The organism is Nocardia thraciensis, from assembly GCF_054782435.1.
This window is the reverse complement of sequence record NZ_BAAGSM010000023.1, coordinates 398,418-425,314: the sequence shown is the minus strand read 5'-3', so window position 1 is coordinate 425,314 and position 26,897 is coordinate 398,418. Positions and strand designations below refer to the sequence as shown.

Below are 26,897 nucleotides of genomic sequence, written 5' to 3'. Positions count from 1 at the left end.
TCTGTTGCGTAGTTCGAGTTGGTTGCGTCAAGAGCAACATCGGAGGGATGCCGTGGCTCATCCGAAAATCATCGTCATCGGAGCCGGGATCGTCGGCGCCTCGCTGGCCGACGAGATCACCGCCCGCGGCTGGACCGACCTCACCGTGCTCGATCGCGGACCCCTCTTCGTCACCGGCGGATCCACTTCGCACGCACCGGGTTTGGTGTTCCAAACGAATCCGTCGAAGACCATGACCGAGTTCGCGCGCTACACCACCGAGAAGTTCCGGGCGCTGGACCATCCGGACGGCTGGGTGTTCAATCCGGTCGGCGGGCTCGAGGTCGCCACCACGCCGCAGCGCTGGCGGGACCTGCACCGCAAGGCGGGGTGGGCGCAGTCCTGGGGAATCGAGGGACGCCTGCTCGATCCCGCCGCCTGCGCGGCGCTGCACCCACTGCTCGATCCGGACCGGATACTCGGCGGGTTCCACACTCCCGCAGACGGATTGGCGAAGGCGTTGCGCGCGGCGGAGGCGCAGGCCCGGAGGGCGACGGCGCGCGGGGCGCGGTTCCGGGCGCACACGCGGGTGCTTGACGTCGTGGAACACGGCGGCCACGTGGTCGGGGTGGAGACGACCGAGGGCGTCCTCGCGGCGGATATCGTCGTGTGCGCTGCCGGGTTCTGGGGCGCCGCCGTCGCGAAGCAGGTCGGCTTGGTGCTGCCGCTGCTGCCGATGGCGCACCAGTACGCCAGGACCGGGCCCCTCGCGGCCCTGGCGGGCCGCAATACCGAGCGCGGCGAGGCAGGGTTGCCGATCCTGCGGCACCAGGACCAGGACCTGTATTTCCGCGAGCACGTCGACCGGCTCGGCATCGGCTACTACGGTCACGCTCCGATGCCGGTGGACATGTCGACTCTGGCCTCCGACACCGCCGGTGCGCCGATGCCGTCGATGCTGCCGTTCACCGACGACGATTTCGCGCCCGCCTGGCAGGAATCCACGGCTTTGCTTCCGGCACTGGGGGAGTCGAAGGTCGAGGAGGGATTCAACGGCATCTTCTCGTTCACCCCCGACGGTTTCTCGATCGTCGGCGAGCACCGGGAGTTGACCGGTTTCTGGGTCGCCGAGGCCGTGTGGGTCACCCATTCGGCGGGGGTGGCGAAGGCGACCGCGGAGTGGATCGTGCACGGGTCCCCGGGCATCGATATGCACGAGTGCGATCTGTACCGGTTCGAGGACGTCGCCCGCAGCGACCGCTTCATTCGCGAGACGAGCACGCAGGCGTTCGTCGAGGTCTACGACATCATCCATCCGCATCAGTTCCGCACCGCGCTGCGCGGGCTGCGGACCAGCCCCTTCCACGCCCGCCACCGCGATCTGGGCGCCTATTTCTTCGAGGCCGGGGGATGGGAGCGCCCCGCCTGGTTCGACGCCAATGCCGGTCTGGCGCACCGGCTTCGGGAGCAGGGGCTGCCGTTTCCGGAGCGGGACGACTGGTCGGGCCGGTTCTGGTCACCGATCTCGATCGCGGAGGCGTACTGGACCAGGCAGCGGGTGGCGATGTACGACATGACGCCGCTGACGCGCTACGAGATCGCCGGTTCCGGCGCGCTGGAGCTGCTGCAGCGGCTCACCACGAACAATCTGGACAAGACCGTCGGCTCGGTCACCTACACCCTGCTGCTCGACGAGAACGGCGGTATCCGCAGCGATCTCACCGTCGCCCGGCTGGGGCCGGAGCATTTCCAGGTGGGCGCCAACGGCCCCCTGGACTTCGACTGGTTCACCCGTCGCCTCGGTACCGCCGGGCAGGTGACCCTGCGCGATATCACCGGTGCGACCTGCTGTATCGGTGTCTGGGGCCCGCGGGTGCGAGACCTGGTGCAGCCCTTGTGTTCCGACGACCTGTCGCACGGCGCGTTCAAGTTCTTCCGCGCGCTGCGGACCCACCTCGGCGCACTTCCGGTCACGATGCTGCGCGTCTCCTATGTCGGCGAACTCGGCTGGGAGATCTACACCGGCGCCGAGTACGGCGGTGCGCTCTGGGATCTGCTGTGGGAGTCGGGGCGCGAGCACGAGGTGATCGCGGCCGGGCGCATCGCGTTCAACAGCCTGCGGATCGAGAAGGGCTATCGCGGCTGGGGCACCGATATGACCACCGAACATACGCCCGAGGCCGCCGGTCTCGGCTTCGCGGTGCGGATGGGCAAGGGTGACTTCGTGGGTAAGCGCGCACTGGAAGGCGCGGATCCGCCGCCGAACCGGTTGCGCAGCATGGTCTTCGACAACTCGTCGGCGATCGTGCTCGGTAAGGAGCCGGTCTTCGTGGACGGGGAGTGCGCGGGGTACGTCACCAGCGCGGGCTACTCGGCCACCATCGGCCGCTGTATCGCCTACGCGTGGCTGCCCGCGGCCGTCGGACCGGGCGACACCGTCGAGGCCGAGTATCTCGGCGCGCGCCTGTCCGCCACCGTGCACAGCGAACCGGTGGTGGACCCCGAGATGTCCCGGATCAAGAGGTAGTGAGATGGCCACGGCGGCAAGCGGATACGACGTCATCGTGATCGGGCTCGGCGGCATGGGCAGCGCCGCCGCCTACCACCTGGCCGCGCGCGGACAGCGGGTGCTGGGGCTGGAGAAGTACCCGGCCGCGCATACGAAGGGGTCCAGCCACGGGGGATCGCGGATCATCCGGCAGTCCTACTTCGAAGATCCCGCGTACGTGCCGTTGCTGCTGCGCGGTTACGAACTCTGGGCGCGGCTGGCGGCCGACTCCGGGCGCGAGGTCTACCGGCTCACCGGCGGCCTGTACCTGGGCCCGCCCGAGTGCCCGACCGTCGCCGGGAGCGTGCGCGCCGCGCTCGAATGGTCGCTGCCCCACGAACTGCTGGATGCGGCCGAGGTGCGACACCGGTTCCCGCATTTCACCCCCGCCCCGACCGATGTCGCGATCTACGAACCCCACGGCGGCTTCGCGCGGCCCGAGGAAACCGTGCGGGCGCACATCGACCTGGCCCTGCGGTCGGGCGCGACGCTGTCGTTCGGCGAGGCGGTACTCGACTGGGCGGAAACCGATTCCGGCGTCGCCGTCACAACGGCCCGCACCACCTACCACGCGGAACAGCTGATCGTCTGTCCCGGCGCCTGGGCGCCGGAAGTGCTGGCCGAGTTCGGCATTCCGATCACCGTGGAGCGCCAGGTGCAGTACTGGCTCGAACCATCCGGTGGGACAGCAGCTTTCGAGGATCAGCCGGTCTACATCGCCGAGAACGACTCCGGCATGCAGATATACGGCTTCCCGGCGATCGATGGCCCGGCGGGCGGGGTCAAGACGGCGTTCTTCCGCAAGGGCATCGCGTGTACGCCGGACACCATCGACCGGGTCGTGCATCCGCACGAGATACGCGAAATGCGCGAGCGCGTCGCACAACTGCTGCCCGCGCTGGACGGTCCCGCCGTCCGCACCGCCACCTGCATGTACGCCAACACGCCCGACCAGCATTTCGTCGTCGCCCGCCATCCCGACCGCGACCGCGTCACGATCGCGTGCGGATTCTCCGGGCACGGCTTCAAGTTCGTCCCGGTCGTCGGGGAGATCCTGGCCGACCTGGCCATCGGCGGGCAGACCCGCCATCCGATCGCACTGTTCGATCCGCAGCGGCTGGTGACCGCATGACGACGATGGATACGCCGCCCGCGACCACTTCGCCGCTGCTGGCGACGCTCGGCGGTCGCTGGTATACCGACGACGCGATCTTCGCGGCCGAGCAGGAACGCATCCTCGAGCGCCTGTGGTTTTGCGCCGTGCGCGCCGCGGATCTGGCCGCGCCGGGCGGATTCCGGCGCGTGCAGGTCGGCGGGGAGAGCGTGCTGGTGGTGCGCGGCCGCGACGGCGCGCTGCGCGCGTTCCTCAATATCTGCCGCCATCGCGGCGCGATGCTGTGCACCGAGGACGCGGGGCGGGTGCGCCGGAATCTGCAGTGCCCGTACCACGCCTGGACCTACGGGCTGGACGGCAAACTGATTGCCGCGCCCAATATGTCGTCGTTCGACGACGGTGCGGGCCTGGACCGGGCCGCCTACGGCCTGGTGCCCGTCGCGCTGCGCGAATGGCTCGGGTACGCGTGGGTGTGTCTCGCCGACGAGCCGCCCTCGTTCGAGGACGAGGTGATGGGCGCGGTCGCCGAGCGGCTCGGCGATCCGGCCGCCGTCGATGCCTACCGCATCGATACGCTCGAGCTGGGCCACCGGGTGGTCTACGACGTCGCCGCGAATTGGAAGCTCATCGTGGAGAACTTCATGGAGTGCTACCACTGCGCGACCATTCACCCCGAGCTCACCGACGTGCTGCCGGAATTCGCGGACGGCATGGCCGCGCAGGCGTTCGTCGGGCACGGCGCCGAATTCGGCAGTGAGATCTCGGGTTTCACCGTCGACGGCTCGCCGGGGTTCGACCGGCTGCCCGGCGTCGGCGCCGAGCGGGACCGCCGGTACTTCGCCGTTACCGTCCGCCCGACGGTCTTCGTCAACCTGGTCCCGGATCACATCATCTTCCACCGCATGTACCCGATGGCGGTGGACCGCACGGTCGTGGAATGCGATTGGCTCTACACCGGTGACGTGGTGGGGGCGGGGCGCGACACCTCCCGCTCGGTCGAGCTGTTCCATCGCGTGAACGAGCAGGACTTCGCTGCCTGCGAGCGAACTCAGCCGTCCATGTCGTCGCGAGCCTATCGGCGCGGCGGGGTGCTGGTGCCCGCCGAGCATCACCTCGCGGAGTTCCACGAATGGGTGCGTCAGCGCGTCGGCGACGTGGGGTGACCGGCCCTCGGTCGGCGGCGCCCAGGCAACGGGCCCGTATCCGACTACAATGATCCTGTCATGGCAAAACAGGATGAGGGTGACAACGGACGGGTTGCCGCGGTGCAATCGGTCGACCGCGCGCTGCTCGTCATGGAGATCATCGCCAAGCTCGGCCAAGCCGGTGTCACGGAGATCGCCGCCGAACTCGGCGTACACAAATCTACCGTCTCACGGTTGATCGCAGTGCTGGAATCGCGCGGATACGTGGAGCAGCTGTCCGATCGCGGCAAGTACCGCCTCGGTTTCTCCATCGTCCGGCTGGCCGGGTCCACCAGCGCACAGCTCGACCTGGTCGGGCAGAGCCAGGGCACCTGCAACATGCTGGCCGCCGAGTCCGGCGAGACCACCACGATGGCCGTGCTGGACGGCAACCGGATCATCAATATCGTCGAGGCCATGGGCACCGGCTCGGTCGCCCTGCGGACCTGGGTCGGACGCAGCTGCCCCGCGCATGCCACCTCCAGCGGCAAGGCGCTGCTGGCCGCCCTCGAAAGTGCCGAGGTGCGCAGGCGATTCGGCGGCAAGCTGGAGACCTACACCGACAACACGCTGGGCAGCGTCGCCGCTCTCACCGCGCAACTCGACGAGGTCCGCGCGAACGGCTGGGCGAGCGTCTGTGAGGAGCTCGAGATCGGGCTGAACGCGGTGGGCGCCCCGGTGCGCGACCACACCGGCTCGGTCGTTGCGGCACTGAGTGTTTCGGGCCCATCGTATCGACTGGGCCCGGACCGTTTCGCGGAGGTGGCGCAGCTGGTCGCGGTCGGCGCGGCGGGCATCAGCCGCCGGATGGGATATCGAGGCTGAACGGCCGAGGCGAGGGACCGGTCGAGTCCGGTCCCCCGCCGTGCGGATGTCGCGCTACTTGGCCGGTGCCGGGGGCATGGGCTGGTTGATGGTGGTGAAGTACTGGACGGCCGCGATGATGGCGACGGGGGCGGTGACCAGGATTTGTCCGGCCAGGGTGCCGAGGGCGCCGATGGCGAGGATGCCGCCGAGGCAGCCGACGGCGGCGGCGGGGATGAAGGGCCCGAACATGCCGACGATGCTGGCGGCGGCGACGGTGGCACCGGCGATGCCGCCGAGGACACAGCCGACCGCGCCGCCGCCGATGCCGCCGGCCAGGGTGCCGATGGAGGCGCCCAGGGCGATGGTGGCGGTCATGCGGCTCCACGCGTCCTTTTCGCGGTCGTAAGGCGTCTTCCAGGGCGCGGTGTCCTCGAAAGGCAGTGCGACCGGCTTGTATACCGCGTGTGCGAGGTCGAACTGCGGGATGAGGGTGGCGGTGCGGTCGGAGATGTCCGCGGCGATCGGGAACACGAAATCGTCTACGCGGAAGCCGAGTTCGGTACCGGCCACGGTGACGCCGTTCGCCGCCTTGATCTTGAACACCCCGTCCTCGACGGCCATCGACCCGGAATCGGTCTTGATGATCGTCGACTTGTCGGTGGCGTCGGCGGTGTAGTTGACCGGTGCCGCCGCGGCCGGATCGGCATGCGCCGTACCGGCAGTGGTGCTCAGGACGGCGCCGACGGTAACGGTCGCCAAGGCTAACTTGGTGAATTTCAAGGGTCGGTGAACCTTTCTCGGTCTCTCGTGGCACGAGTGAGTAACCGGCAGTCAGCGAATTCGACTGTCGGGTAAGGAAAAGAAGGGTTTCGACCGATCAGGTCACGTGTGACACGTTGCTCATCGATTTCCTCATCATCGTGTAATACCTTGCAGCACTGTCTGATTCGCACCCCGTGGCGGTCCTCGAGTCGCCACCGAGCCTGTGTGTCAGCTCGTCGACACCTGAGTGTCTGCTGTGAATCGGACAGTTGACACAGTAGGGTAGGCAAGCCTTAGCTATCAAGGGTCAGGTTAGGCTAACCTTGCTCGAATTGGTGGTCATCGCAACCCGGCATAACCGCCTGAACTGCACGAACCGGTGGAAAAGAGTGCCAGATGAAAAGATCGAAAATACGACCCGGGCGTGGACCGGTTCGCCGCCGTGGTTGCCGATGGTTGGCTTAGGGGTCGATCGCGCACCGATACCCACCCGGACCCGGCGCTGGCCCGGATTGTCGCTGGCGGTGTCCGTGCTGGCGGTGGTGTGCGTGGTCAGTTTGCTGGTCGGCGCAAAATCCATTCCGGCGCAGGATGTCTGGGCCGCACTCTGGCGCGACGACGGCTCCGTCGACGGGCTGATCGTCACCGGCTATCGGGTGCCGCGCACCCTGCTGGGTCTGCTGGTGGGGGTCGCGCTCGGAATCGCGGGCTGCCTGATGCAGGGACTGACCCGCAACCCGCTGGCCGATCCGGGCCTGCTCGGCATCAACGCCGGAGCGGCCTTCGCCATCACGATCGCTGTCGCGTTCCTCGGCGTCTCGGGCATCACGTCCTACGTGTGGTTCGGGTTCGCCGGGGCGGCCGCGGTGTCCGTCGTGGTCTACCGGCTGGGTACCGCGGGGCGCCAAGGCGCCGATCCCATCCGGCTCACCCTGGCCGGGGTCGCCGTGACCGCCGTGCTGTCCGGGCTCACCAAGGGCATGATTCTGTTGAACGCCAAGGCATTCGACGAGATGCGGCAGTGGGATTCCGGCTCGCTGACCGACCGCGGGTACGACATCATCAGCGGGGCCGCGCCGTTCATCGCCGTCGGCGTGGTGGCCGCCGTGATCGCCGCCCGCTCGCTGAACGCGGTGGCGCTCGGCGAGGACCTCGCGCAGGCGCTCGGCGTCCGGGTGGGCCGCACCCGGCTGCTCACCGCGGCGGCGCTGACGCTGCTGTGCGGCACCGCGACCGCCGCGGTGGGCCCGATCGCCTTCGTCGGCCTCGCGGTGCCGCATATCGCCCGCTGGATCGTCGGCCCCGATCAGCGGTGGATCGTCGCGTATTCCATGCTGCTGGCCCCGATTCTGGTTTTGGCCGCGGATGTGCTGGGCCGCATCATCATTCGGCCGGACGAGGTACCGGCGGGCCTGGTGGCCGCCTTCCTCGGCGCGCCCGCGCTGATCTGGCTGGCCCGGCGTCCGACGGTGAGTGCGACATGACCGCTCGCATCGATTTCGGCCGCCGGGTGCTGGTGCTGCGTGCCCCGCGCGTCACCGCGCGAGTGGGTGTGCGCGCCGTGGCGGCGTGCGTGATCCTGGCGGTGGCGGCGCTGGCCGTGGCCGTGCTGGCGCTGGGCACCGGCGACTACCCGATCCCGCCGGACCGGGTGCTGCGGGCACTGTTCGTCGGCAGCGACCGGTTCGACCGGCTCGTCGTGTGGGAGTGGCGGTTTCCCCGCGTCGTGCTGGCGCTGGCGCTGGGCGCCGCGCTCGGCGTCAGCGGCGCGATCCTGCAGTCGGTGACGCGAAATCCGTTGGGCAGTCCCGATATCGTCGGCTTCACCACCGGCGCCTACACCGGCGCGCTGGTGGTGATCCTGGCCCTAGGCGGCGGCGAGTTCCCGACGGCGGCGGGCGCGCTGGTCGGCGGCCTGGCCACGGCGCTGGTGATCCAGATACTGGCGTTCCGACACCACGTGACCGGCTTCCGGCTGATCATCGTCGGCATCGGCGTCAGCGCCATGCTGGCCTCGGTCAACACGTGGCTGATCCTGCGCGCCGACCTGGACGCGGCGATGTCGGCGGCGGCATGGGGTCTCGGCTCCCTGAACGGGCTGTCGTGGTCGCAGGTCGGGCCCGTGCTGATCATTCTGGCCGCGCTCGCGATCGCGCTGGTACCGGCCGTGCCCCGGCTGCAGATGCTGGAGTTCGGCGACGATCTCGCGCGGTCGTTCGGTGTCCGGGTCGGGCGGACGCGGCTGCTGCTGATCGCACTGAGCGTCGCGCTCACCGCGGTGGCCGCCGCGGTCGCGGGCCCGATCGCCTTCGTCGCGCTGGCCGCGCCGCAGCTGGGTCGGCGGTTGGCCCGCACCCCCGCCACGCCGCTGCTGCCCGCCGCGGCGATGGGGGCGCTGCTGCTGGTCGGCAGCGACTGGGTTGCCCAGCGCGTCTTCGCGCCCACCACCCTGCCGGTCGGTGTCGTCACCGTCTCGATCGGCGGGGTGTACCTGGCCTACTTGCTGGTGGCCGAGGCCCGACGGAGCTAAGGGAAAGATGACGATGAACGAAATGCACGGTCCCGTCGGCGAATCCGGCGCGGTGCACGCGCGACTGCGGGCCGATCGGGTGCGTCTGGGCTACCGGGGGCGAACCATCAGTGATCAACTCTCCGTGGACATTCCGGACGGGGCGTTCACCGTGGTCATCGGGCCGAACGCCTGCGGCAAGTCCACGCTGCTGCGCGCGCTCGCGCGGTTGCTGACACCGGAGTCCGGTGCGGTGCTGTTGGACGGGAAGCCGATCACCGCGTATCCGCCGAAGGAGGTGGCCCGGCGGATCGGGCTGCTCCCGCAGACCTCTACGGCGCCGGACGGGATCCGGGTCGCCGACCTGGTGGCCCGCGGCCGCTACCCGCACCAGTCGCTGCTGCGGCAGTGGTCGCGGGCCGACGAGAAGGCGGTGGCCGCCGCCATGGCGGCCACGGGCGTCACAGAGCTGTCGGCTCGCGCGGTTGACGAGCTGTCGGGCGGTCAGCGCCAACGGGTTTGGATCGCGATGGTGCTAGCCCAGGACACTCCGGTGATCCTGCTCGACGAACCCACCACCTACCTCGATATCGCCCATCAGATCCAGCTGCTCGACCTGTGCCGGGCGCTGCAGCGGGATTCGGGGCGCACCGTGGTCGCGGTGCTACACGACCTGAATCACGCCTTCCGCTACGCCGACCACCTCGTGGCCATGAAGGAGGGCCGGGTGGTCGCCGCCGGTGCGCCCCGGCAGATCGTCACCGCCGAGCTGGTGCGGGAGGTCTTCGATCTCGGCTGCCGCATTGTCGATGATCCGGAAACCGGTGCGCCACTGGTGGTTCCGCTCGCGCGGAACGCCGTGCGGGTGCTGTGAAGTGGGTAGTTGACGGAAGGTTCTCATCTAAGTGAGGTTAGGCTAACCTTTCTTGGTGTGCCGGTTTCCCGTCGCTGGGAAAGTGTCCGAACGCGAGTGTTGTATGGGTGAAGGGAGTTGCCGTGCCGCCGGTCGAACAGGACTCGAGCGACCGTCCCGGGTTGCCGCTGACCGGGCCGCAGCTGGGTATCTGGAACGCCCAGCGGCTCGATCCCGAATCGGGGCGCTACCTGGTCGGCGAGGTCCTCGAGATCTCGGGCGACGCACCCGTCGACGTCGATCTGCTGGCCGAGGCCATCCGCCGCACCGTGGGCGAGGCCGAGAACATGCGGTTGCGCATGGACGAAACACCCGAGGGGCCACGGCAATTCGTCACCGACGCCGCGGCGGTGCTGCGGCCGACAGTCGACCTGCGCGCCGCGGCGGACCCGATGGCGCTGGCCCACGAGACGGTAGCGCTGGAACGGCAGCGCGCCGCGGAGCACTGCCGCGGCATGGTCGACCGGCAGCTGTACAGCTATACGCTGATCCGGCTCAGCGACCGCGAGGTGTGGTGTGTGCAGCTGTACCACCATCTCATCGTGGACGGGTACAGTGCCGCGCTGCTGTCGCGGCGGGTCGCCGCCCATTACACCGCGCTGCGCCGCGAAATCCCCGCGCCCAAACCGACTTTCGGGACCATCGCGGAGCTGGTGGCCGAGGAGCAGCAGTATCGCGCAGGTGCGCGGTTCGAACGGGACCGGGCCTTCTGGCGGGAACGGCTGACACCCTGGCCGGACCTCGGCGGCCGCGGGCGGCGCCTGGGCGGTGCGGTGGAGCGGACGGTTCGCGCCGAGGCGGTGCTGTCGGCCGATGCCGCCGCCCGACTGCGGGAGTGCGCCGAGCGATACGGGATCACCTGGGCGGATGTGCTGGTCGCGGGCTATGCCGCCTACCTGAACCGGCAACTGGGCACCTCCGATGTGGTGCTTTCCCTGCTGCTGATGGGGCGGGTCGGACGGGCGGCCCTGACCACCCCGGCGATGGCGGTGAACGTGCTGCCGCTGCGGCTGGCCGTCCACGCCGACGACCGGATCGGGGAGCTCGGGCCGCGGGCGGCCGAGGCGCTGCGCGAGATTCGGGCACATCAGCGATATAGCGGCGACGATCTGGCGCGCGACTTCCACGGCTACGGCGCGGGCGAACTGCTGCACGGCGTCGGCGTCAACCTCAAGGTCTTCGACTTCTCCCTGGATTTCGACGGGGCGCGCGGGGTGCTGCGCAATGTCGCGGGCGGGCCGCCGGAGGACTTCGGCCTGATCGTGACGCCGCAGACCGACGGCACGGTGCTGCTCGGCTTCGAATCCGATGCGCGGACCAATGATCCGGACGTCGTGCGGCGGCGGATCACGGGTCTGGTGCGGGCGATCGACGCGTTCACCGGCGCGGACAAGTTGCCGGTGGGCGCGCTGGAACTGATCGACCGCGCCGAGCGGCAGGCGCTGCTGGCCGGTAGATCCGGGCCGGCCGCGGACTCGGCCGAGTTGGTGCCGGATGCCCTGGACCGTCTGGTGGCCGAGCGCCCTGCCGCCACGGTGCTGTCGGTAGGCGGGAGGCGTTGGACAGCAGCCGAATTCGGCTCCCGTGTGAACTGCCTCGCCCGGTACCTGCGCGGCAGGGGAGTGGGGCCGGAAACAATCGTCGGCATCGCCCTGCCCCGAACAGTCGAGTTCGTGGTGTCCCTGTTCGCCGTATGGCGCGCGGGCGGCGCCTTCCTCCCCCTCGATTCGGAGCATCCGATACCGCGGCTGCGCGCGATAATCGATGACGCCGCACCGGAATTGATTCTCACCGACGGTACGCTGGCCGCGCAGCTGGCGCCCAGTGCAGCGGACGAGGCCGAGGAATCCGCCCGCCGTGATTCGGGCACGCCGCCTCCCCATATTTCCGGCAAGCTTTCGGCCGGCGAAACACGCTCTGCGGCAGCCTCGGGCGCCCTTCTCGTCGTGATCGACGGTGTGGGGTTTCGGGCCGAGGTGGCTCGGCAGTTCGATGCTCCGATGACCGCGGCGGAGCACGGTGCCGCGCGGGCCGGGCATGCCGCCTATCTGATTTACACCTCGGGGTCGACGGGGTGGCCGAAGGGTGTGCTGGTGGATCACGGGGCGCTGGCACAGCTGCTGGCGGGGCATCGGGCGGGGATATTCGCCGATGCCCTGGTGCGGGTGGGGGATCGGCCTGTGGCCGTGGCGCATACGACGTCGTTCGCGTTCGACGCTGCGCTGGATCCGCTGTTGTGGCTGCTGGATGGACATTGTATTCACGTGTACGACAGCGAGATTCGGCGCGATCCAGCGGCTCTGGTGGCGGCGTTCGAGCGGGACCGAATCGATGTCGTGGACGGGACGCCCGGTTTGGTCGCGGCGCTGATGGAGCACGGATTGCCGACCGTCGCACCGCATCTGGTGGTGCTCGGCGGGGATGGCTGCCCGCCGGACCTGTGGCGGGAGGTTCAAGGCGCGGGGCTGGCGGCGGTCAACATGTACGGGCCGACCGAGGCGACCGTGGACACGATCGGTGCGAGGGTGTCGGGGGAGACTCCGCACATCGGCTGTCCGCTGCCGGGGGCTCGGGTCTACTTGCTCGACAACGGTTTACAGGCTGTCGCCGACAACCAGGTCGGTGAGCTGTATCTGGCCGGGCCGCAACTCGCGCGCGGATATCTCGGGCGGGCCGCGGCCACATCCGAGCGGTTCGTCTCGGACCCGTACGGGCCGCCGGGTGCTCGCATGTATCGCACCGGGGACCGTGTGCGTTGGGTGCCGGGCCGCGGCTACGAGTATGCGGGCCGGACCGACGCCCAGGTGAAGATTCGCGGGCACCGGGTGGAACTCGGCGAGGTGGAGGCCGCGCTCGGTGCTCTGTCGGAGGTGCGGGCGGCCGCCGCCGACACTCGCGAGATCGCCGGCCGCCCGACATTGATCGGGTACGCGGTACCGGCTGATGACGTCGCCGAATGGGATTCCACTCGATTACGCGGCTCCCTGGCGAACGTGGTTCCCGCGCATCTGGTGCCGTCGCGCATCGTCGTGCTCGACGAACTGCCGCGTACGGTCAACGGCAAACTCGACCGCGCCGCGCTGCCCGATCCGCCGTCCGAGGGCGGGGGCCGGCCACCGTCGACCCCGGCCGAACGCGCACTCTGCCAGGTAGTTTCGGAGGCACTCGACGACGACGCGGTGAGCATCGACGACGACTTCTTCTCCGTGGGCGGCGACAGCATCACCGCGATCAGCGTCAGCAGCCGCCTACGATCCCACGGCCTGACCCTGTCGCCGCAGGACCTCCTGACCCGCCGCACCCTGTGCGAGCTGGCATCCACCGCCCAACCCACCCCTGCCGCAGCCACCACCGGTAGTCCCGGCGCTGTCGGTGCAGGTGCCTCCAATATTCTCGGCGCTGTCGGTGTAGGTACCTCCAGTATTCCCGGCGCACTCTTTGCCGGGATCCAATCCGGCAATGCGGCACCAGGTCTCGGTGAATTCCGGCCAACAGCACGCCGGGATTACGTGGGCGCGTTGCCGCCCGAGACCCTCGACGCGATGACCGCGCAGTACGGTCCGATCGCCGACGTGCTTCCGCTGTCGCCGTTGCAGGAAGGTCTGCTCTTCCACGCGCTGCGGGACGGGACGGACGACATCTACACCATGACAGCGCGTTTCGAGTTGCGTGGTCCGGTCGATCCGGAGCGCCTGGCGGCCGCGTTCGAGCGCATGCTGTCCCGGCATCCGAACCTGGGCGCGGCCTTCGGTTACGAATGGTTCGACCACCCGGTTCAGATCATCCCGAGAGAGCCCGAACCATGTTGGCGGGTAGAGGATCTGCGCGGCCTGCCGGTTGGTGACATCGACACCGCCGCTCGGGAGCTCGAACGGAGTGAAGGCACTACACCATTCGATATCGGCATCCCGCCGCTGTTGCGTGCCCTGCTGATTCGGCTCACCGACACCTCCCAGCGGCTGGTGCTCACGGCGCATCATCTGCTCGCGGACGGCTGGTCGATTCCGATCTTGCTGCGGGAGACGCTCACGCTGTATCACGGCGGCGAAAGCGAGCTGCCCGAACCGGGGTACTACGGCGACTATCTGGCGTGGCTGGCCGCCCGCGACGCGGAGGGTGAGCTGGATCGCTGGCGTACCTACCTGTCCGGCCTGCCGACGCCGACGCTGGTCGGCATCGCCGGTCGGCGGGCGGAACCGGTGGGAGTGCCGGTGCCCCTGCCGGATACGACTGCCGCGGCACTGGAGACGTTCGGCCGCCGCCACGGCCTCACCATGAACACGCTCGTCCAGGGAGCGTGGGCGCTGACTCTGGCCGACCATCTCGGTCGCACCGACGTGGCGTTCGGCACGGTCGTCTCCGGCCGCCCGCCGGACCTGCGCGATGTGGAGAAGACCGTGGGGCTGTTCAGCAATACGGTGCCGGTCCGGATGCGCCTGGACGCGCATCGGCCGCTGACGGAGCAGCTGGCTCGGTTCCAGCAATCCGCATTCGACATGCAGTCGCACGGATACCTGGGGCTGGCCGCCGTCGAACGAGTCGCGGGACACCGCCGCCTTTTCGACACCCTCGTCGTCTTCGAGAATTTCCCGAAAGCCGTTCTGCGGCAAACGAAAGCGCAGAGTCTGCAAATGGTGGACGTGGCGGTGCACGGCCTCACCCACTACCCGATCACCGTGACGGCGCTGCCGGGCGACCGGTTCGAGCTGCTGTTGCATCACGACCCCGAGGCGGTGCCGGAAACGTCGGCCGAGCGGCTCGCGGACACGCTCGGCGCGGTCCTGACGGCCTTCGTGATGGACCAGGACGCGACTGTCTCCGAAATCACCGCCGCCGCAACGCGTGTGGAGACCCGTGGTAACACACTCGCCACCTGGGGGTCGGGGATGGTCGATCCGTGCGCTCCCGCCATCACCGCTGACAAAATCACGCTCGACTATGGTGAGTTCCACGCCCGAGCCAATCGACTTGCCCGGTGGTTGATCTCGCGCGGTGTCGGGCCCGAGACCGTGGTCGCGGTGGCCATGCCTCGCGGCATAGACCAGGTGATCGCGGCGCACGCGGTATGCCGGTCCGGCGGCGTCTACCTGCCGGTGGATCCCGACCAGCCCGCCCAGCGCATCGACAGGATCCTCGAAACCGCCGCTCCGGCACTGGTTCTCGGGCTCGCCGCGGATGCCTTCGCCACCGAGCGTGCCGCCGTGGTCGCGGTCGACGAACTGGATCTGACCGGAGGATCCGCAGCCCCGGTCACCGATGGCGAACGCCGCGCGCCGCTGCGTCCCGGACACTGCGGGTATCTGCTGTTCACGTCCGGATCCACCGGCGTGCCGAAGGGGGTGGGCGTCAGCCACGCGGCCATCGTGAACACCTTCGAATGGTTGCAGCGGCAGCATCGCTTCGGGCCGGGGGACACCATGCTCTACCGGACGGCCGCGACATTCGATGCCTCGCTGCTGGAGGTGTTCCTGCCGCTGCACGTCGGCGCGCGGATCGCGATCGTCCGCCGCAACGGTCACCGCGATCCGTACTACCAGGCGCAGCTCATGCGCAGGGAGCGGGTGACCGCCGCGCAGATGACCTCGTCGATGCTCACCGTGTTCGCCGAGGAAGGGGACCTGGCCGGGTATCGCGATCTGCGGTGCGTGTTCACCGGTGGTGAACCGCTGCCGCCCGCCACGGCGCAGCGCATCCGGGCACTCACCGGCGCGCGCGTGAACAACCTGTACGGCCCGACCGAGGCCGCGGTGTGCATCACCTACCACGTGACGACCGACAGCGATATCGGCTCGGTGCCGATCGGGCGGCCGCCGCGCGGCGCGGGCGTCCGTGTGCTCGATGAGCGGCTGCGTTCGGTGCCGCCGGGCGTGGTGGGGGAGCTGTACCTGTCCGGAGTGCAGCTCGCACGCGGGTATCTCACCCGACCCGATCTGACGGCCGGGTCGTTCGTCGCCGACCCCGGCGGCAGCGGTGAGCGGATGTACCGTACGGGCGATCTGGTCAAGTGGGGCCCGCACGGCGAACTGGACTACGTGGGCCGCACCGACAGCCAGGTGAAGCTGCGCGGTCAGCGAATCGAACTGGGCGACATCGAATCCGCGCTGCTGGCCTGCGAGGGCATCGCCCAGGCGGTCGTACTGCTGCGCGAGGACAGTCCCGGCGACCAGCGCCTGGTCGCCTATCTCATCGCGGGATCGGGGACCGCCCTCGACATCGACGCCATCCGTGCCGCCCTCCAAAAGGTCTTGCCCGCTTACATGATTCCCGCCGCCTTCGTCATCGTGGACGACCTTCCCCGCACCGCCAGCGAAAAGATCGACCGCAAGGCCCTCCCCGCCCCGCCCCATACCCCCACCCCTCACCGCCCCGGCGCCCCTACCCCTCCCATCGAGTCTCTCGACTCTCCTATTCCCGAGCGTGCCGGAAATTCGGGGGTGGATGGGAGCCGGGTGATGGGTCGTATCCGTGAGGCTATGGCCGCGGTGCTGTCTGTGCCCGAAATCGCTACCGACGACGACTTTTTCGAGGCGGGAGGACATTCACTCTCCGCTGTCCGGCTGACCGGCAGGTTGCGGCGCTCGGGACTCGAGGTCGTCCTCGACGACGTGTTCGAGGCCGCTACGCCGCGCGCGCTCGCAGCGCGAGTCACGGCGCGAGTGGAGGTGCCCGACGTCGAATTCGCCCGCCCCCAGTCCGGCGCCGAGCGTGGTTCCGATCCGGCTGGGTGGGGGCCCGCACCTGCCGGGCATTCCTCGGGCTTTGGCGGGTACGCGGCCCTGCTGCCCGATGGGCTGGCCATGTTGGGTAGCCGCTTGGACCCGGTGCTGGAACTTCGTTCCGCTGGCTCGGCCCCGCCCTTGTTCTGCGTGCATCCTGTCGGCGGCACCGCCTGGCAGTTCGCGCCGCTGGCGCGGTTGCTCCGCGCCGAGCGGCCGATCCTCGGGCTGCAGTTTCCGGCATTGGGCGGCAACGAGATTCGGGCCCGAACCATCGATGAACTGGCAGACCGGTATCTGGCCACCATCCGCCACATCCAGCCGCACGGCCCGTATCACCTGCTCGGCTACTCACTGGGCGGCAATATCGTGCACGCGATGTCGGCGCGGCTGGCGGCCGAAGGGGAGCCGATCGCCTTCGCCGGACTGGTCGATTCCCATCCGTTGCCGAATCTCGTCGAGCGTGCCGAGACAGCCTTGGCCGACCCGGCCGAACTGGATCGGCTGCTCCCCGAACTCCCCGACGACGCACCGGAACTCGCGGAGGCGATCCGCTCCGCCGCGACCCGGCTGCTGCGCATGGTCACCGTGTCGGACCCGCCGCATTACGCCGGACCCCTGGCGTTGTACGCCGGGGATCCCGGTACCGCACCCGAACGCGGCAACGCCCAGATCACCGGCTGGCGGGCGACGGGCGCCGACATCGTCGTCCGCCGACTCCCGTACTCGCACTTCGACATCGTGTCCCCGACCGGCTGGACCGAGGTCGCCGCACTGCTCGACGTCGATCCCGCGATCCGCGACTGAGCCTCGCGCACAACGAGAAAGAAGGTTGACCCCGCCATGACTGCCCTCCGACCGAGAGCCCGCGTGCGGGCCGCCGTCGCCCTGCTGATACTCGCCGTGCTCGCGGTGGCGGGCTGCGGCTCCACCCCCGGGGCCACGTCGGCCTCCGACACCAGGCAGGTGCAGACCGAACGCGGATCCGTTGCCGTGCCTTCGGATCCGAAGCGCATCGTCGTGCTCAACGGCGCCCTGGCCGGATACCTCTACGACCTCGGCGCGCCGGTGGCCGCGGCGGACGCGCGGGTGCTCGGCGTCAACAACTTCACCAGCGACTTCCCGCCCGCCTGGGCCGAGGACGCGAAGCGCCAGGGCACCGCGGCGGTGCCGATCGGCGAGGACGTCAACCTGGAATTCATCGCGTCGCAACGGCCCGACCTGATCATCGGCGGCGGCCAGGGCTTCCCTGCCCAGCAGTCCGCCAACGCCTACGACCAGCTCAGCGCCATCGCCCCGACGGTGCTGGTCCCGGCCGCCACCGTGAACTGGCAGGAGCAGCTGCGACTGATCGCCGACGTGGTGGGCCGCGGGGAGAAGGTCGACGGCCTGATCGCCGCGTACCGGGACAAGGTGATGAAGGTGAAGTCGGCGATCACGGTCCCGGCGGGCGCCGCCGCCTACTTCCAGTCGCGCAAGGACCTGAAGCCGACGCTGATCGTGCCGGACGCGGCGTTGCCGTCGCTGCTGGCGGAGGTCGGCTTCAGCAATGACACCCAGGTGGCCGCGAAGGCGGGCAATCCCGCCCGGGCCGCGGCCGCCGACTGGGTGTCGTTCAGCCCGGAGCTGCTGACCACCGTCGTGGACGCTCCGGTACTGTTCGTCCTTCCGCTGGAGGGCGGCCGCAACGGCGCCCAACTCGCCGAAGATCCCTTGTACGCAAGGCTTCCCGCGTTCCAGGCGCACCGCGTGTTCGACCTCCCAGCGGCCAGCTATCGCCTCGACTACCGCGGTGTCATGAGCACCCTCGACACCATCGCGCAGCGGTTTCGGTGACAGCCGCCGGGCTGCTCGTCGACATCTCCCCGCTGCGGACCAGCCGCGGGTTCCGCCGCGCGTTCGCGGCGCGGCTGGTCTCGGTGCTGGGCATCGCTGCTCATGGTGGCGCTGCCCGTCCAGATCTACCAGCTGACCGGTTCGTCGGTGCACGTCGCCGCGGTGGCGACCGTGACGGCGGTGGCGCTGTTGGCCGGGAGCCTCGGCGGCGGCGTGCTCGCCGACCGGTACGACCGCCGCGACGTGATCCAATGGTCGCGCACCGCGGCCGGTCTCGGGTTTCTCATCCTCGGAGTCAACGCGCTGCTGCCGGATCCGCTGCTGCCGGTGATCTATGTCGCCGCCGTGCTGGACGGGGTGGCGGGCGGGGTCAGCGGAACCACCCTGATGGCACTGGTGCCCGTGCTGGTGGGGCGAAAGAAGGTCGCCGCGGCCGGGGCGCTGACCGCGCTCACCTCCGATGCGGGCACCATGGTCGCCCCGGCGCTGGCCGGTGTACTCATCGCCGAAACCGGTGTCGCCATAGCGTTTTTCATCGCCGCGGCCGCCACCGCCGCGACCGTCGGGCTGATCCGAGCGATCGGTCCCGCGCCGCCGCCGACCCGCGCCGCCGGCCATCCGGTGCGAGAACTGTTCGCGGGCATCGGATTCGCGGCGCGGCACCGCGGCATTCGCGCCGTCCTGCTGGTCGGCCTGCTCGCCATGCTGGTGAGCGGCCCGCTGGTGTTGCTTCCGGCCTTGGCCGATGTGGAACTCGGCGCGGGGCCGACGACGCTGGGCCTGCTGTACGCCGCACCGGGCGCCGGGGCCGTGATCGGCTCGCTGACCAGCGGCTGGATCGGCCGCACCCGCCGCCCCGGGCGGGCGCTGCTGTTCACGCTGGCGCTCATGCCGATCGGCGTGAGCGCGGCCGGGCTGTGGTCGCACGCCGCCTGGGTCTTCCTGGGCCTCGCCGGATTCGGCCTGGCCCGGACGGTGAACATGGTGCTGCGCTACACGGTGCTACAGCAGCAGGCGCCCGAGGAACTGCGAGGACGGATGTCGGGACTGCTGATGGTGCAGTCGGTCACCGGCACCGCCGTCGGCTCGATGGTGGCGGGCCTGATGGGTCAATTGTTCGCGCCGGGCGCCGCACTCGTGGTCTACGGGGTGTCGGTGCTGGTACTCGGCGGGCTGGTGGCGATCGTCGCCGGGCCGCCACAGCGAGAGGAGGAGAAGTGACGGATCGCGCCGCCTATGCCGAGCGCATCGCGGAGGTATTGTCCGGTGCGCACGGGGCCAAGGTCGGCTACCCGATCGGATTGCGGGAGCTGGAGGTGATCCGCACCGAGCAGGTGGGGTCCGGGCTGCTGCGCATCACGTTCGGCGGGCGGGAACTGGACGGGTTCCACAGCTACGTTCCGGACGAGCATGTGCGCCTGGTCTTTCCGTGCGATGACGGCGTGCTGCGGCTGCCGGAGCGGGATGGGCTGTCGCTGGAATGGGGGAGCCCGCGCCCGGTGTCGCGGGAGTACACCGTGCGCCGCTACAGCGCCGAGGACGGCGAGTTGGATATCGATTTCGCCATCCACCCCGGCGGATTGGCGTCCGACTGGGCTCTCGCGGCCACGCCCGGCATCCGGGTGCACATCGCCGGGCCGCCCGGCGGCGTCGTGGTGCCGGAGTCCTACGACAGGTACCTGTTCGCCGGTGACATCACCGCGCTGCCCGCCATCGCCCGATGGCTGGAACGGTTGCCCCGCAGCACCTCCGGGTGGGCGTTCATCGAGGTCGTCGATGCCGCCGAGGAGATCCCGCTGGATCCGCCGTCCGGCATCGAGGTGCGCTGGGTACATCGAGGGCCCGCGGACCCGGGCACCGGCGAGGCCTTCGAGCAGGCGGTGCGCACAGTGAAAGTCCCGGAGGGAGAACGTATTTACGTCTGGATGGCGGGGGAGGCCGGTTGGCTGCGCCCGCTGCGCAAGTGGGTGCGCACCGAACTCGGTGTGGGGCCCAAGGACTATCTGATCGCCGGGTATTGGAAGCGCGGCGTCGCCGATTTCGACCGAGAGGAATGACATGACGAACGAGCAGGCGACGGCGGACGGCCGCCAGCGCGTGATCGACGATGTGGCAGCGGCATTGGGCGTCGGCCCGGGCGAGCTGACCGCGGAGACCAATCTGCTGGACGCCGGGCTGGACTCGGTCCGGATCATGTCCCTGGTGGAGAAGTGGCGGTCCGCGGGCCACGAGCACATCGACTTCCCCACGCTCGCTTCGGATCCCGTGCTCGGCTCGTGGCTCGAAGCGCTGGCGTGACGGGCGGCGCGGCCGCACCGGCCGCGCCACCCCGGCCGTCACCGCGCCCGCGCCCCGTCGGCGAGCAGCCGGCGCAACTCCCGGCGGCTGGTCTTGCCGACCCCTGTCTCCGGGAAATCGTCCACGACCACGACGGCGTCCGGCATCTTCCAGGCCGCCACACCGCGCTCCCGCACGAAGGCGCGCACGGTCGACAGGGTGGGTGGCGCCGCCGGGTCGCCGGGCTGGACGAAGGCGCAGATTCGCTGTCCCAGAACAGGATCCGCGGTGCCGACGATCACCGCGTCGCGGATACCGGGATGCGCCAGCAGATGGGCCGCGAGTTCCTCCGCCGACACCTTCTCGCCGCCGCGGTTCACCCAGTCCCCGGCACGCCCCCGCACGACCAGGTTGCCGTCGGGCCGCAGGCACACGATATCGCCGGTGCGGTACCACCCGTCCGCGGTGAAGCTGCGGGCGTCGGCCTCCGGATTGTCGTAGTAGCCGCGAATTGTGTACGGGCCGCTGGTGATCAGGTTGCCGTCGGTCCCCGGCGGCACCTCGTCGCCCGCGTCGTCGACGACCCGGAGCCGGTCGTGCTCGGACATGGGACGGCCCTGGGTACCGACGACCACCTCGATCGGATCGTCCAGGCGCGTATAGCAGACCAGGCCCTCGGCCATGCCGAACACCTGTTGCAGCGTCACCCCCAGCGCGGGGCCGACGCGCCGCGCCAGCTCGTCGGGGCAGCGGGCCCCGCCCACCTGCAGCACTCGCAGGCTGGACAGATCCGGCGTATCGCCCGCCTCGGCCCGCTCTACCCACAGCCGCGCCAGCGGCGGCACCAGGCCGGTGATGGTGACGCCGAACCACTCGATCGCACGAAATGCGGTGGCGGGAGTCGGATCCGGCGCCATGGCGACCGTGCTCCCGGCCCACAGCGCCCCCAGGATGCCCGGGGAACTCATCGGAAAGTTGTGTGCCGCGGGCAGCGCCGCGAGATAGACGGTGCCGCTGTCGAGTTCGCAGATCTCCGTGCTGCGGCGCACGCTGTAGAGATAGTCGTCGTGGGTGCGGGGGATGAGCTTCGGGATGCCGGTGCTACCGCCCGACAGCTGCAGGAACGCGACCTCACCGGCATCGGTCTCGGGCAGATCGCCCGGCGTGTCCCGGAATTCGTCGATATCGTGCACACCTTCGGGCAGCGCATCGGCGTCGTCGGCGACGACCAGCACCTGACGCAGCGACCCGACCCGCTGCCGTATCGAATCCGCCAGTGCCGCATGGTCGAAGCGCTGATGCACGCCACAGGTGATCATCGCGGCGGCGGCCGACGCCGTGGCGATCGGCGCCAGCTCCGCCTGCCGGTGCGCGGGCAGGCAGAACACCGGCAGCGCTCCGAGCCGGAACAGCGCGAATATCACCTCCACGAACTCGGCGCGGTTGGGCAGCTGTACCAGCACCCGGTCGTGGCGGCCGATCCCGAGCCGGGCCAGCCCGGTGGCCAGGGAGCGGGTGCGGTGGTCGAGTTCGGCGTAGGTCCAGCGGTGTGCGTCGTCGACGACGGCGATCGCCTCCGGCACGGCCGCCGCGCGGGCGGTCAGCACGTCGCCGAACGTCTCTCCGGTCCAGCATTTCTCGGACCGATACCGTGCGGCGTCGGCCGCGGGCCACGACGTGTAACCGGGAAGAACGATCGAAGGCATTGGGGGCCACCTCTTTTCAACGAATCCAGCGAGGTGCGCTTGCCCGAGGGTGGACAAGCACACCATTTATAGTCAGGTTAGGCTAACCTTATGTTTATGATCGTTTCGGGTGACCCGGTGGTCGTCGTCACCGGTGCGGCCGCCGGTATCGGGGCCGCGATCGCGACAGAGCTCGCGATCGGCGCCGGTGTGTTGTCGCTGTGGGACCGCGATCCGCAGGTGCGGCAGTCCGCGCGGGAAATAGCCGCCCGCGCATCGGGTTCGGTGCACGCGGTCGAGGTCGACGTGACCGATGCGACGGCGGTCACCGCGGCCTTCGATCGGCTGATCGCCGAACACGGCACACCCGATGTGGTCGTGCACGCCGCGGGAATCATGGCCCCGGGTACGCCGCTGGACGTCACGCCGCAGGCGTGGGAGCGCATCCTGAGCGTCAACGCCACCGGCGTCGTGCGGATCACCCAGCGTGCCGCCCGCGAAATGGTCGCGGCCGGTCGCGGTGCGATCGTGGTCGTATCCTCCAATGCCGCGACCACTCCGCGGGTCGGCCTGGCCGCCTACGGCGCGGCGAAGGCGGCGGCCACCGCGTTCACCCGGTCGCTCGCGTTGCAGGTGGCCCCGCACGGCGTGCGCGTGAACGTGGTGTCGCCCGGCTCCACCGACACTCCCATGCTGCGCGGCATATACGGCGACGGCCCGCTGGACGACGCCGCGCTCGAGAGTCTGCTCGACGGTGATCCGGAGGCGTATCGCCTCGGAATACCGTTGCGGCGCATCGCAAGTCCCGCCGATATCGCCGCGGCGGTCCGCTTCCTGGTGTCCGACGACGCCCGCCACATCACCATGCACGATCTGCGGGTGGACGGCGGCGCCACGTTGGATATGTGACGAGAGGATGATCACCATTTCCGAAACATCTGCCGCCCCCTCGGGTCCGGCCTTCGTCCTGTCTCGTCCACACCGGACCGTCGTCGCGGGAACCGGGCGCGTCTTCGGCACCGCGCACGAGGCGGTGCGCGCATTGCGCAGTGGCCGGGCCGATTACGTCGTCGGAGCGCTGCCGTTCGCGTCCGGCGCGCCCGCGGCGCTGTGGGCGCCGGAATCGGTGACGATGACCGCGTCCCCGCACCGATCCGCCGCACCGGCCGCGCTGCCCCGGTTCGAACTGGACGCCGCCGTCCCGGCCCCGGAGGCGCATCTGCGGCGGGTCGCCGCGGCCGTGCGGCTGCTGGGCGATCTCGCGCACCCGGTGCGGAAGGTGGTGCTGGCCAGGGCGATTCGCGCTCGGTCCGAGCAGCCCGTGGCGGCCGGGGATCTCCTGGATCTCCTGGTGTCCACCGACCCGTCGGGCAACGGGTTCCTCGTCGATCTGTCCGCCGCGGGCGGGCCGTACCGCGGCAGGCATCTCGTGGGCGCCAGCCCGGAGGTGCTGGTGCGGCGGACGGGCACGGAGGTGCTGAGCCATCCGCTGGCGGGTTCGGCCCGCAGGCTCCCCGACGCGGCGGGGGACCGCGCGGCCGCGGAGGCACTGCTGGCCTCGTCGAAGGATCGCGACGAACACCGGTACGTGGTCGACCAGGTCACGGGAGTGCTGCAGGACCGCTGCGCGGGCGTCCACACCCCGGCGACCCCGGAGCTCACCCGCACGCCGGTGATGTGGCATCTCGGCACGCCGATCACCGCCACGGTGCCCGCCCACGGCCCGTCCGCCCTGGAACTGGCCCTCGCCCTGCATCCGACCCCGGCGGTGTGCGGCACCCCCACCGCGGCGGCGGCGGACCTGATCGCCGAACTGGAGGGCGATCGCGGCTTCTACGCCGGTGCGGTGGGCTGGTGCGATGCCGCCGGGAACGGCGAGTGGATGGTGAGCATCCGCTGCGCCGAACTCGACGCCGACGGCCGCACGCTGCTCGCGCACGCGGGTGGGGGCATCGTCGCCGAATCGGACCCGGCGGCCGAATTGGCCGAGACCACAGGCAAATTCCAGCGCGTTCTCGGGCCGCTCGGTATCGCGGACCTGCCACTCACCGTCGCCTGACCGGCGCCGAGCCCGCCGGCGGCACCACACACTACGACTTCGGAGACAGCATGCCCATACCCCCGATCGCGCCCTATCCGATGCCCGGACCGGACGAGGTCACCGCCGACCAGGTGTCCTGGAATGTCGATCCCGCGCGCACGGCCCTGCTGATCCACGACATGCAGCAGTACTTCATGTCGGCCTACGATCCGGACCGCGACCCGGCCCGCACCCTGATCGCGAACATCGGCAGGCTCCGACATCGCTGCCGCCAGTTGCGTATTCCGGTCATCTACACCATGCAGCCGGGCAACCAGCATCCCTCGCGCCGCGGCATCCTCGCCGACTTCTGGGGTTCGGGCATGTCGCACGGGCCCGATACGGAGGTCGTCGCCGAACTTCGGCCGGACGCGCAGGACATTCAGGTCACCAAATGGCGCTACTCGGCCTTCCAGCGCACCGACCTGCGCGAGCTGCTCGGCTACTACCACCGCGACCATCTGATCGTCACCGGCGTGTACACGCACATGGGCTGCATGCTCAGCGCCGCAGAGGCTTTCATGAGCGACGTGCGCCCGTTCCTGGCCCTGGACGCGACCGCCGACTTCAGTCGCGACGAACATCTGATGGCCTTGAACTACACCGCTCGCCGGTGCGGCGCGGTACTGTCGACGGCCGACCTGCTGGACCGGCTCACCGCCGCGGAGTCCAGACATTTGTAACCTGTCCCGGGCGCCGCCCGCGGAACGAACCACGCTCCTGTTTCGGCGGCGCGGCCGAGGGAGGTCGGGGCGACCGATGGCGATGAAGGCCCATGTGCAGGTGGACGCGGATCTACTGACCCCTCATTGCCCGACGTGCCCACCCGCGTTACCCGGCGTGCCCCCCTCTAGTTTCGCGGCGCGTCCATTCCCTCATTGCCCGGCGCCCATCCCCCATCCCCCATTGCCCGGCGCACCCATTCCTTCATTGCCCGGCGCGGCGGGCCCCTTCCTCATTGCCCCGGCGCGCCCATTCCTTCATTTCCTGGCGCGCCCGTCCCCTCATTTCCTGGCGTGCCCATCCCCTCATTGCCCCGGCGTGCCCATCCCCTCATTTCCCGGCGTGCCCATCCCCTCATTTCCCGGCGTGCTTTTGGCCGGGACCTCCACCGGAATCTCGCCACCCAGGTGGTAGTCACCGGACAGCCGCAGCGTGTCACCGCTCCAGAAACGCCCGGGGTCATACCAATTCGCGCGGCGTTCGGGCAGCAGTCCCATGGATTGGTAGGTGAGGGCGACGATCTCGGCGCAGTAGGCGCTCCGCAGGTCCTGCCCGGCCGCCGAACTCGCCTCGGCCGTACGGGATTTCCGCCGCAACCGGGCGGCCCGGCCGCCCAGCCAGCGCGCGGCGAGACCGGAGGTCGACGGGAACGGCAGGCCGTCGAGCCGGGCGATGGCGCGCAGCGCGGCGTCCTCCATCTCACGGGTCACCGGGCGGTCCAGCTGGCGCAGCCACGCGCGCTGGCCGTAGCGCTGCGCCCACACGAGTACCGCCTCGCGCAGATCGTGCAGCTGAGCGCCGCGGTGCTTGGTGCCCGACCACATGTCGGGCAGCGGCCTGCCCAGTTCGGCGTGCCAGATCAGTACCGGGAGATCGTCGATGGCAACGGCCATCCCGACATGGTTGACCGGACTGTTCGTGGTCATCCGAATGGCTCGATCGGCCGCCGAACTCCCGCGAAACAACCACAGATCCCCGGTTCGCGTGAGTTCGAGCGCCCGGTCGAGGTCGATGTTCGTACCCGCCATAGGCAGTAGCCTAGGCACATGCGCTGGTGGAAGGTACTCGGTCTGGCGGGCGCGGCGGGTGTCGCCGCGACCGGAGTCGTGATCGTGCGGGCGGAGCGGCAGCGGCGCTCCTACACGCCGGAACAGATCCGCGCCCGCCTGCACGAGAGAGTCGCCGAGGTAGCCCCGCCCGACCCGGGCCCCGGCGAGAATTCCCACGGCTGAGGGGCCGCCCGCGGTGAACTCGGCTGCACCCCGGCGCTTTACGACAACCGACCGCGCCGGACAGTGATCAACAGCACGCGGCGTGGGATAGGCTTGCGCCCTCCTGCTGGTTCAACGAAAGGGATATGGAGTGGCACGCAAGGTCACCGTCGAGCTGGTGGACGATTACGACGGCAAGTCCGAGGCCGAGGAAACGGTGAGGTTTGCTGTCGACGGCGTCGAGTACGAGATGGATCTGTCGGTGCTGAACGCGAGCAAACTGCGCGGAATCTTCGAACAGTGGACGCCGCACGCTCGCAAGGTCGGCCGCGTCCCCAAGGGTAAGGATCGCAGCGCCCCGCGGACGGCGGCAGGGCGGGAGCAGACGGCCGCCATCCGGGAATGGGCGCGGAAGAACGGGTACAGCGTCTCGCAGCGCGGCCGGATCCAGGCCGAGGTCGTCTCGGCGTACAACAAGGCCAGCTGACACCGGCCGGGGCAGCAGTCGACTGCTGCCCCAACGGGGAGACGGAAATTCATCGGCGCCTGTCGG

Annotated in this window: 20 protein-coding genes; 17 read left to right on the top strand and 3 right to left on the bottom strand. The window is 69.8% G+C overall.

What is annotated here, in order from left to right; genetic code table 11:
* The first annotated feature begins 52 nt into the window (after positions 1–52).
* Genes ACYVLQ_RS15590 through ACYVLQ_RS15575 form a run of 4 tightly spaced genes read left to right on the top strand, consistent with a single transcriptional unit; the run spans position 53 to position 5,650 of the window.
* Positions 53–2,506: a GcvT family protein gene (locus ACYVLQ_RS15590; RefSeq protein WP_460698170.1), complete on the top strand. Its 2,454-nt coding sequence runs from the start codon at positions 53–55 to the stop codon at positions 2,504–2,506.
* Between the two features lie 4 nt (positions 2,507–2,510).
* Positions 2,511–3,659 (top strand): N-methyl-L-tryptophan oxidase, encoded by a 1,149-nt coding sequence (solA, locus tag ACYVLQ_RS15585; protein WP_460698169.1) that lies wholly within the window; start codon positions 2,511–2,513, stop codon positions 3,657–3,659.
* Positions 3,656–4,804, top strand: a complete 1,149-nt coding sequence (locus tag ACYVLQ_RS15580; RefSeq protein WP_460698168.1) for an aromatic ring-hydroxylating oxygenase subunit alpha — start codon at positions 3,656–3,658, stop codon at positions 4,802–4,804. Before solA ends, ACYVLQ_RS15580 begins: the two co-directional genes overlap by 4 nt.
* A 60-nt stretch (positions 4,805–4,864) precedes the next feature.
* Positions 4,865–5,650, top strand: coding sequence for an IclR family transcriptional regulator (locus ACYVLQ_RS15575; protein ID WP_460698167.1), 786 nt, complete (start codon positions 4,865–4,867; stop codon positions 5,648–5,650).
* 54 nt (positions 5,651–5,704) lie between these two features.
* Here the strand turns inward: ACYVLQ_RS15575 and ACYVLQ_RS15570 are convergent, their stop codons facing one another.
* Positions 5,705–6,412 carry a hypothetical protein gene (locus ACYVLQ_RS15570; RefSeq protein WP_460698166.1) on the bottom strand — a complete coding sequence of 236 codons (708 nt, stop codon included), beginning with the start codon at positions 6,410–6,412 and terminating at the stop codon, positions 5,705–5,707.
* Positions 6,413–6,846: 434 nt separating this feature from the next.
* Here ACYVLQ_RS15570 and ACYVLQ_RS15565 point away from each other — a divergent pair, with 434 nt between their 5' ends.
* The 8 genes from ACYVLQ_RS15565 (at position 6,847) to ACYVLQ_RS15530 (ending at position 20,666) form a co-directional block, all read left to right on the top strand.
* On the top strand, positions 6,847–7,878 hold the full coding sequence (locus ACYVLQ_RS15565; protein WP_460698165.1) for an iron chelate uptake ABC transporter family permease subunit: 1,032 nt from the start codon (positions 6,847–6,849) through the stop codon (positions 7,876–7,878).
* Complete coding sequence (locus ACYVLQ_RS15560; protein ID WP_460698164.1) at positions 7,875–8,924, top strand: FecCD family ABC transporter permease; 1,050 nt, start codon at positions 7,875–7,877, stop codon at positions 8,922–8,924. The genes ACYVLQ_RS15565 and ACYVLQ_RS15560 overlap by 4 nt, the downstream gene beginning before the upstream one ends.
* Positions 8,925–8,937: 13 nt before the next feature.
* Positions 8,938–9,777, top strand: coding sequence for an ABC transporter ATP-binding protein (locus ACYVLQ_RS15555; RefSeq protein ID WP_460698270.1), 840 nt, complete (start codon positions 8,938–8,940; stop codon positions 9,775–9,777).
* Positions 9,778–9,899: 122 nt separating this feature from the next.
* Positions 9,900–17,339, top strand: a complete 7,440-nt coding sequence (locus tag ACYVLQ_RS15550) for an amino acid adenylation domain-containing protein (RefSeq protein ID WP_460698163.1) — start codon at positions 9,900–9,902, stop codon at positions 17,337–17,339.
* A 36-nt stretch (positions 17,340–17,375) separates the two neighbouring features.
* Entirely contained in the window at positions 17,376–18,368 is a 993-nt protein-coding gene (locus tag ACYVLQ_RS15545; RefSeq protein WP_460698162.1) for an ABC transporter substrate-binding protein, read from the top strand.
* Positions 18,369–18,470: 102 nt separating this feature from the next.
* On the top strand, positions 18,471–19,589 hold the full coding sequence (gene entS, locus ACYVLQ_RS15540; protein ID WP_460698161.1) for an enterobactin transporter EntS: 1,119 nt from the start codon (positions 18,471–18,473) through the stop codon (positions 19,587–19,589).
* Positions 19,586–20,425 carry a siderophore-interacting protein gene (locus ACYVLQ_RS15535; protein WP_460698160.1) on the top strand — a complete coding sequence of 280 codons (840 nt, stop codon included), beginning with the start codon at positions 19,586–19,588 and terminating at the stop codon, positions 20,423–20,425. The genes entS and ACYVLQ_RS15535 overlap by 4 nt, the downstream gene beginning before the upstream one ends.
* Before the next feature lies 1 nt (position 20,426).
* Positions 20,427–20,666, top strand: a complete 240-nt coding sequence (locus ACYVLQ_RS15530) for a phosphopantetheine-binding protein (RefSeq protein ID WP_460698159.1) — start codon at positions 20,427–20,429, stop codon at positions 20,664–20,666.
* A gap of 38 nt (positions 20,667–20,704) precedes the next feature.
* On the opposite strand, the gene ACYVLQ_RS15525 is transcribed toward ACYVLQ_RS15530, so the two are convergent.
* Entirely contained in the window at positions 20,705–22,351 is a 1,647-nt protein-coding gene (locus ACYVLQ_RS15525; protein ID WP_460698158.1) for a (2,3-dihydroxybenzoyl)adenylate synthase, read from the bottom strand.
* Positions 22,352–22,441: 90 nt separating this feature from the next.
* On the opposite strand from ACYVLQ_RS15525, the gene ACYVLQ_RS15520 reads away from it, so the two are divergent.
* The 3 genes from ACYVLQ_RS15520 to ACYVLQ_RS15510 are packed head-to-tail and all read left to right on the top strand — an operon-like array spanning position 22,442 to position 25,093.
* On the top strand, positions 22,442–23,239 hold the full coding sequence (locus ACYVLQ_RS15520) for an SDR family oxidoreductase (RefSeq protein WP_460698157.1): 798 nt from the start codon (positions 22,442–22,444) through the stop codon (positions 23,237–23,239).
* A gap of 7 nt (positions 23,240–23,246) precedes the next feature.
* Positions 23,247–24,389, top strand: coding sequence for an isochorismate synthase (locus tag ACYVLQ_RS15515; RefSeq protein WP_460698156.1), 1,143 nt, complete (start codon positions 23,247–23,249; stop codon positions 24,387–24,389).
* 50 nt (positions 24,390–24,439) lie between these two features.
* Positions 24,440–25,093, top strand: a complete 654-nt coding sequence (locus ACYVLQ_RS15510; protein WP_460698155.1) for an isochorismatase family protein — start codon at positions 24,440–24,442, stop codon at positions 25,091–25,093.
* Positions 25,094–25,438: 345 nt separating this feature from the next.
* Here the strand turns inward: ACYVLQ_RS15510 and ACYVLQ_RS15505 are convergent, their stop codons facing one another.
* Positions 25,439–26,161 (bottom strand): hypothetical protein, encoded by a 723-nt coding sequence (locus tag ACYVLQ_RS15505; protein WP_460698154.1) that lies wholly within the window; start codon positions 26,159–26,161, stop codon positions 25,439–25,441.
* 18 nt (positions 26,162–26,179) lie between these two features.
* Here ACYVLQ_RS15505 and ACYVLQ_RS15500 point away from each other — a divergent pair, with 18 nt between their 5' ends.
* Positions 26,180–26,365, top strand: a complete 186-nt coding sequence (locus ACYVLQ_RS15500; RefSeq protein WP_460698153.1) for a hypothetical protein — start codon at positions 26,180–26,182, stop codon at positions 26,363–26,365.
* Positions 26,366–26,495: 130 nt separating this feature from the next.
* A complete protein-coding gene (locus ACYVLQ_RS15495; RefSeq protein WP_460698152.1) occupies positions 26,496–26,831 on the top strand; it encodes a histone-like nucleoid-structuring protein Lsr2 in 336 nt (111 codons plus the stop codon).
* Positions 26,832–26,897: the final 66 nt, after the last annotated feature.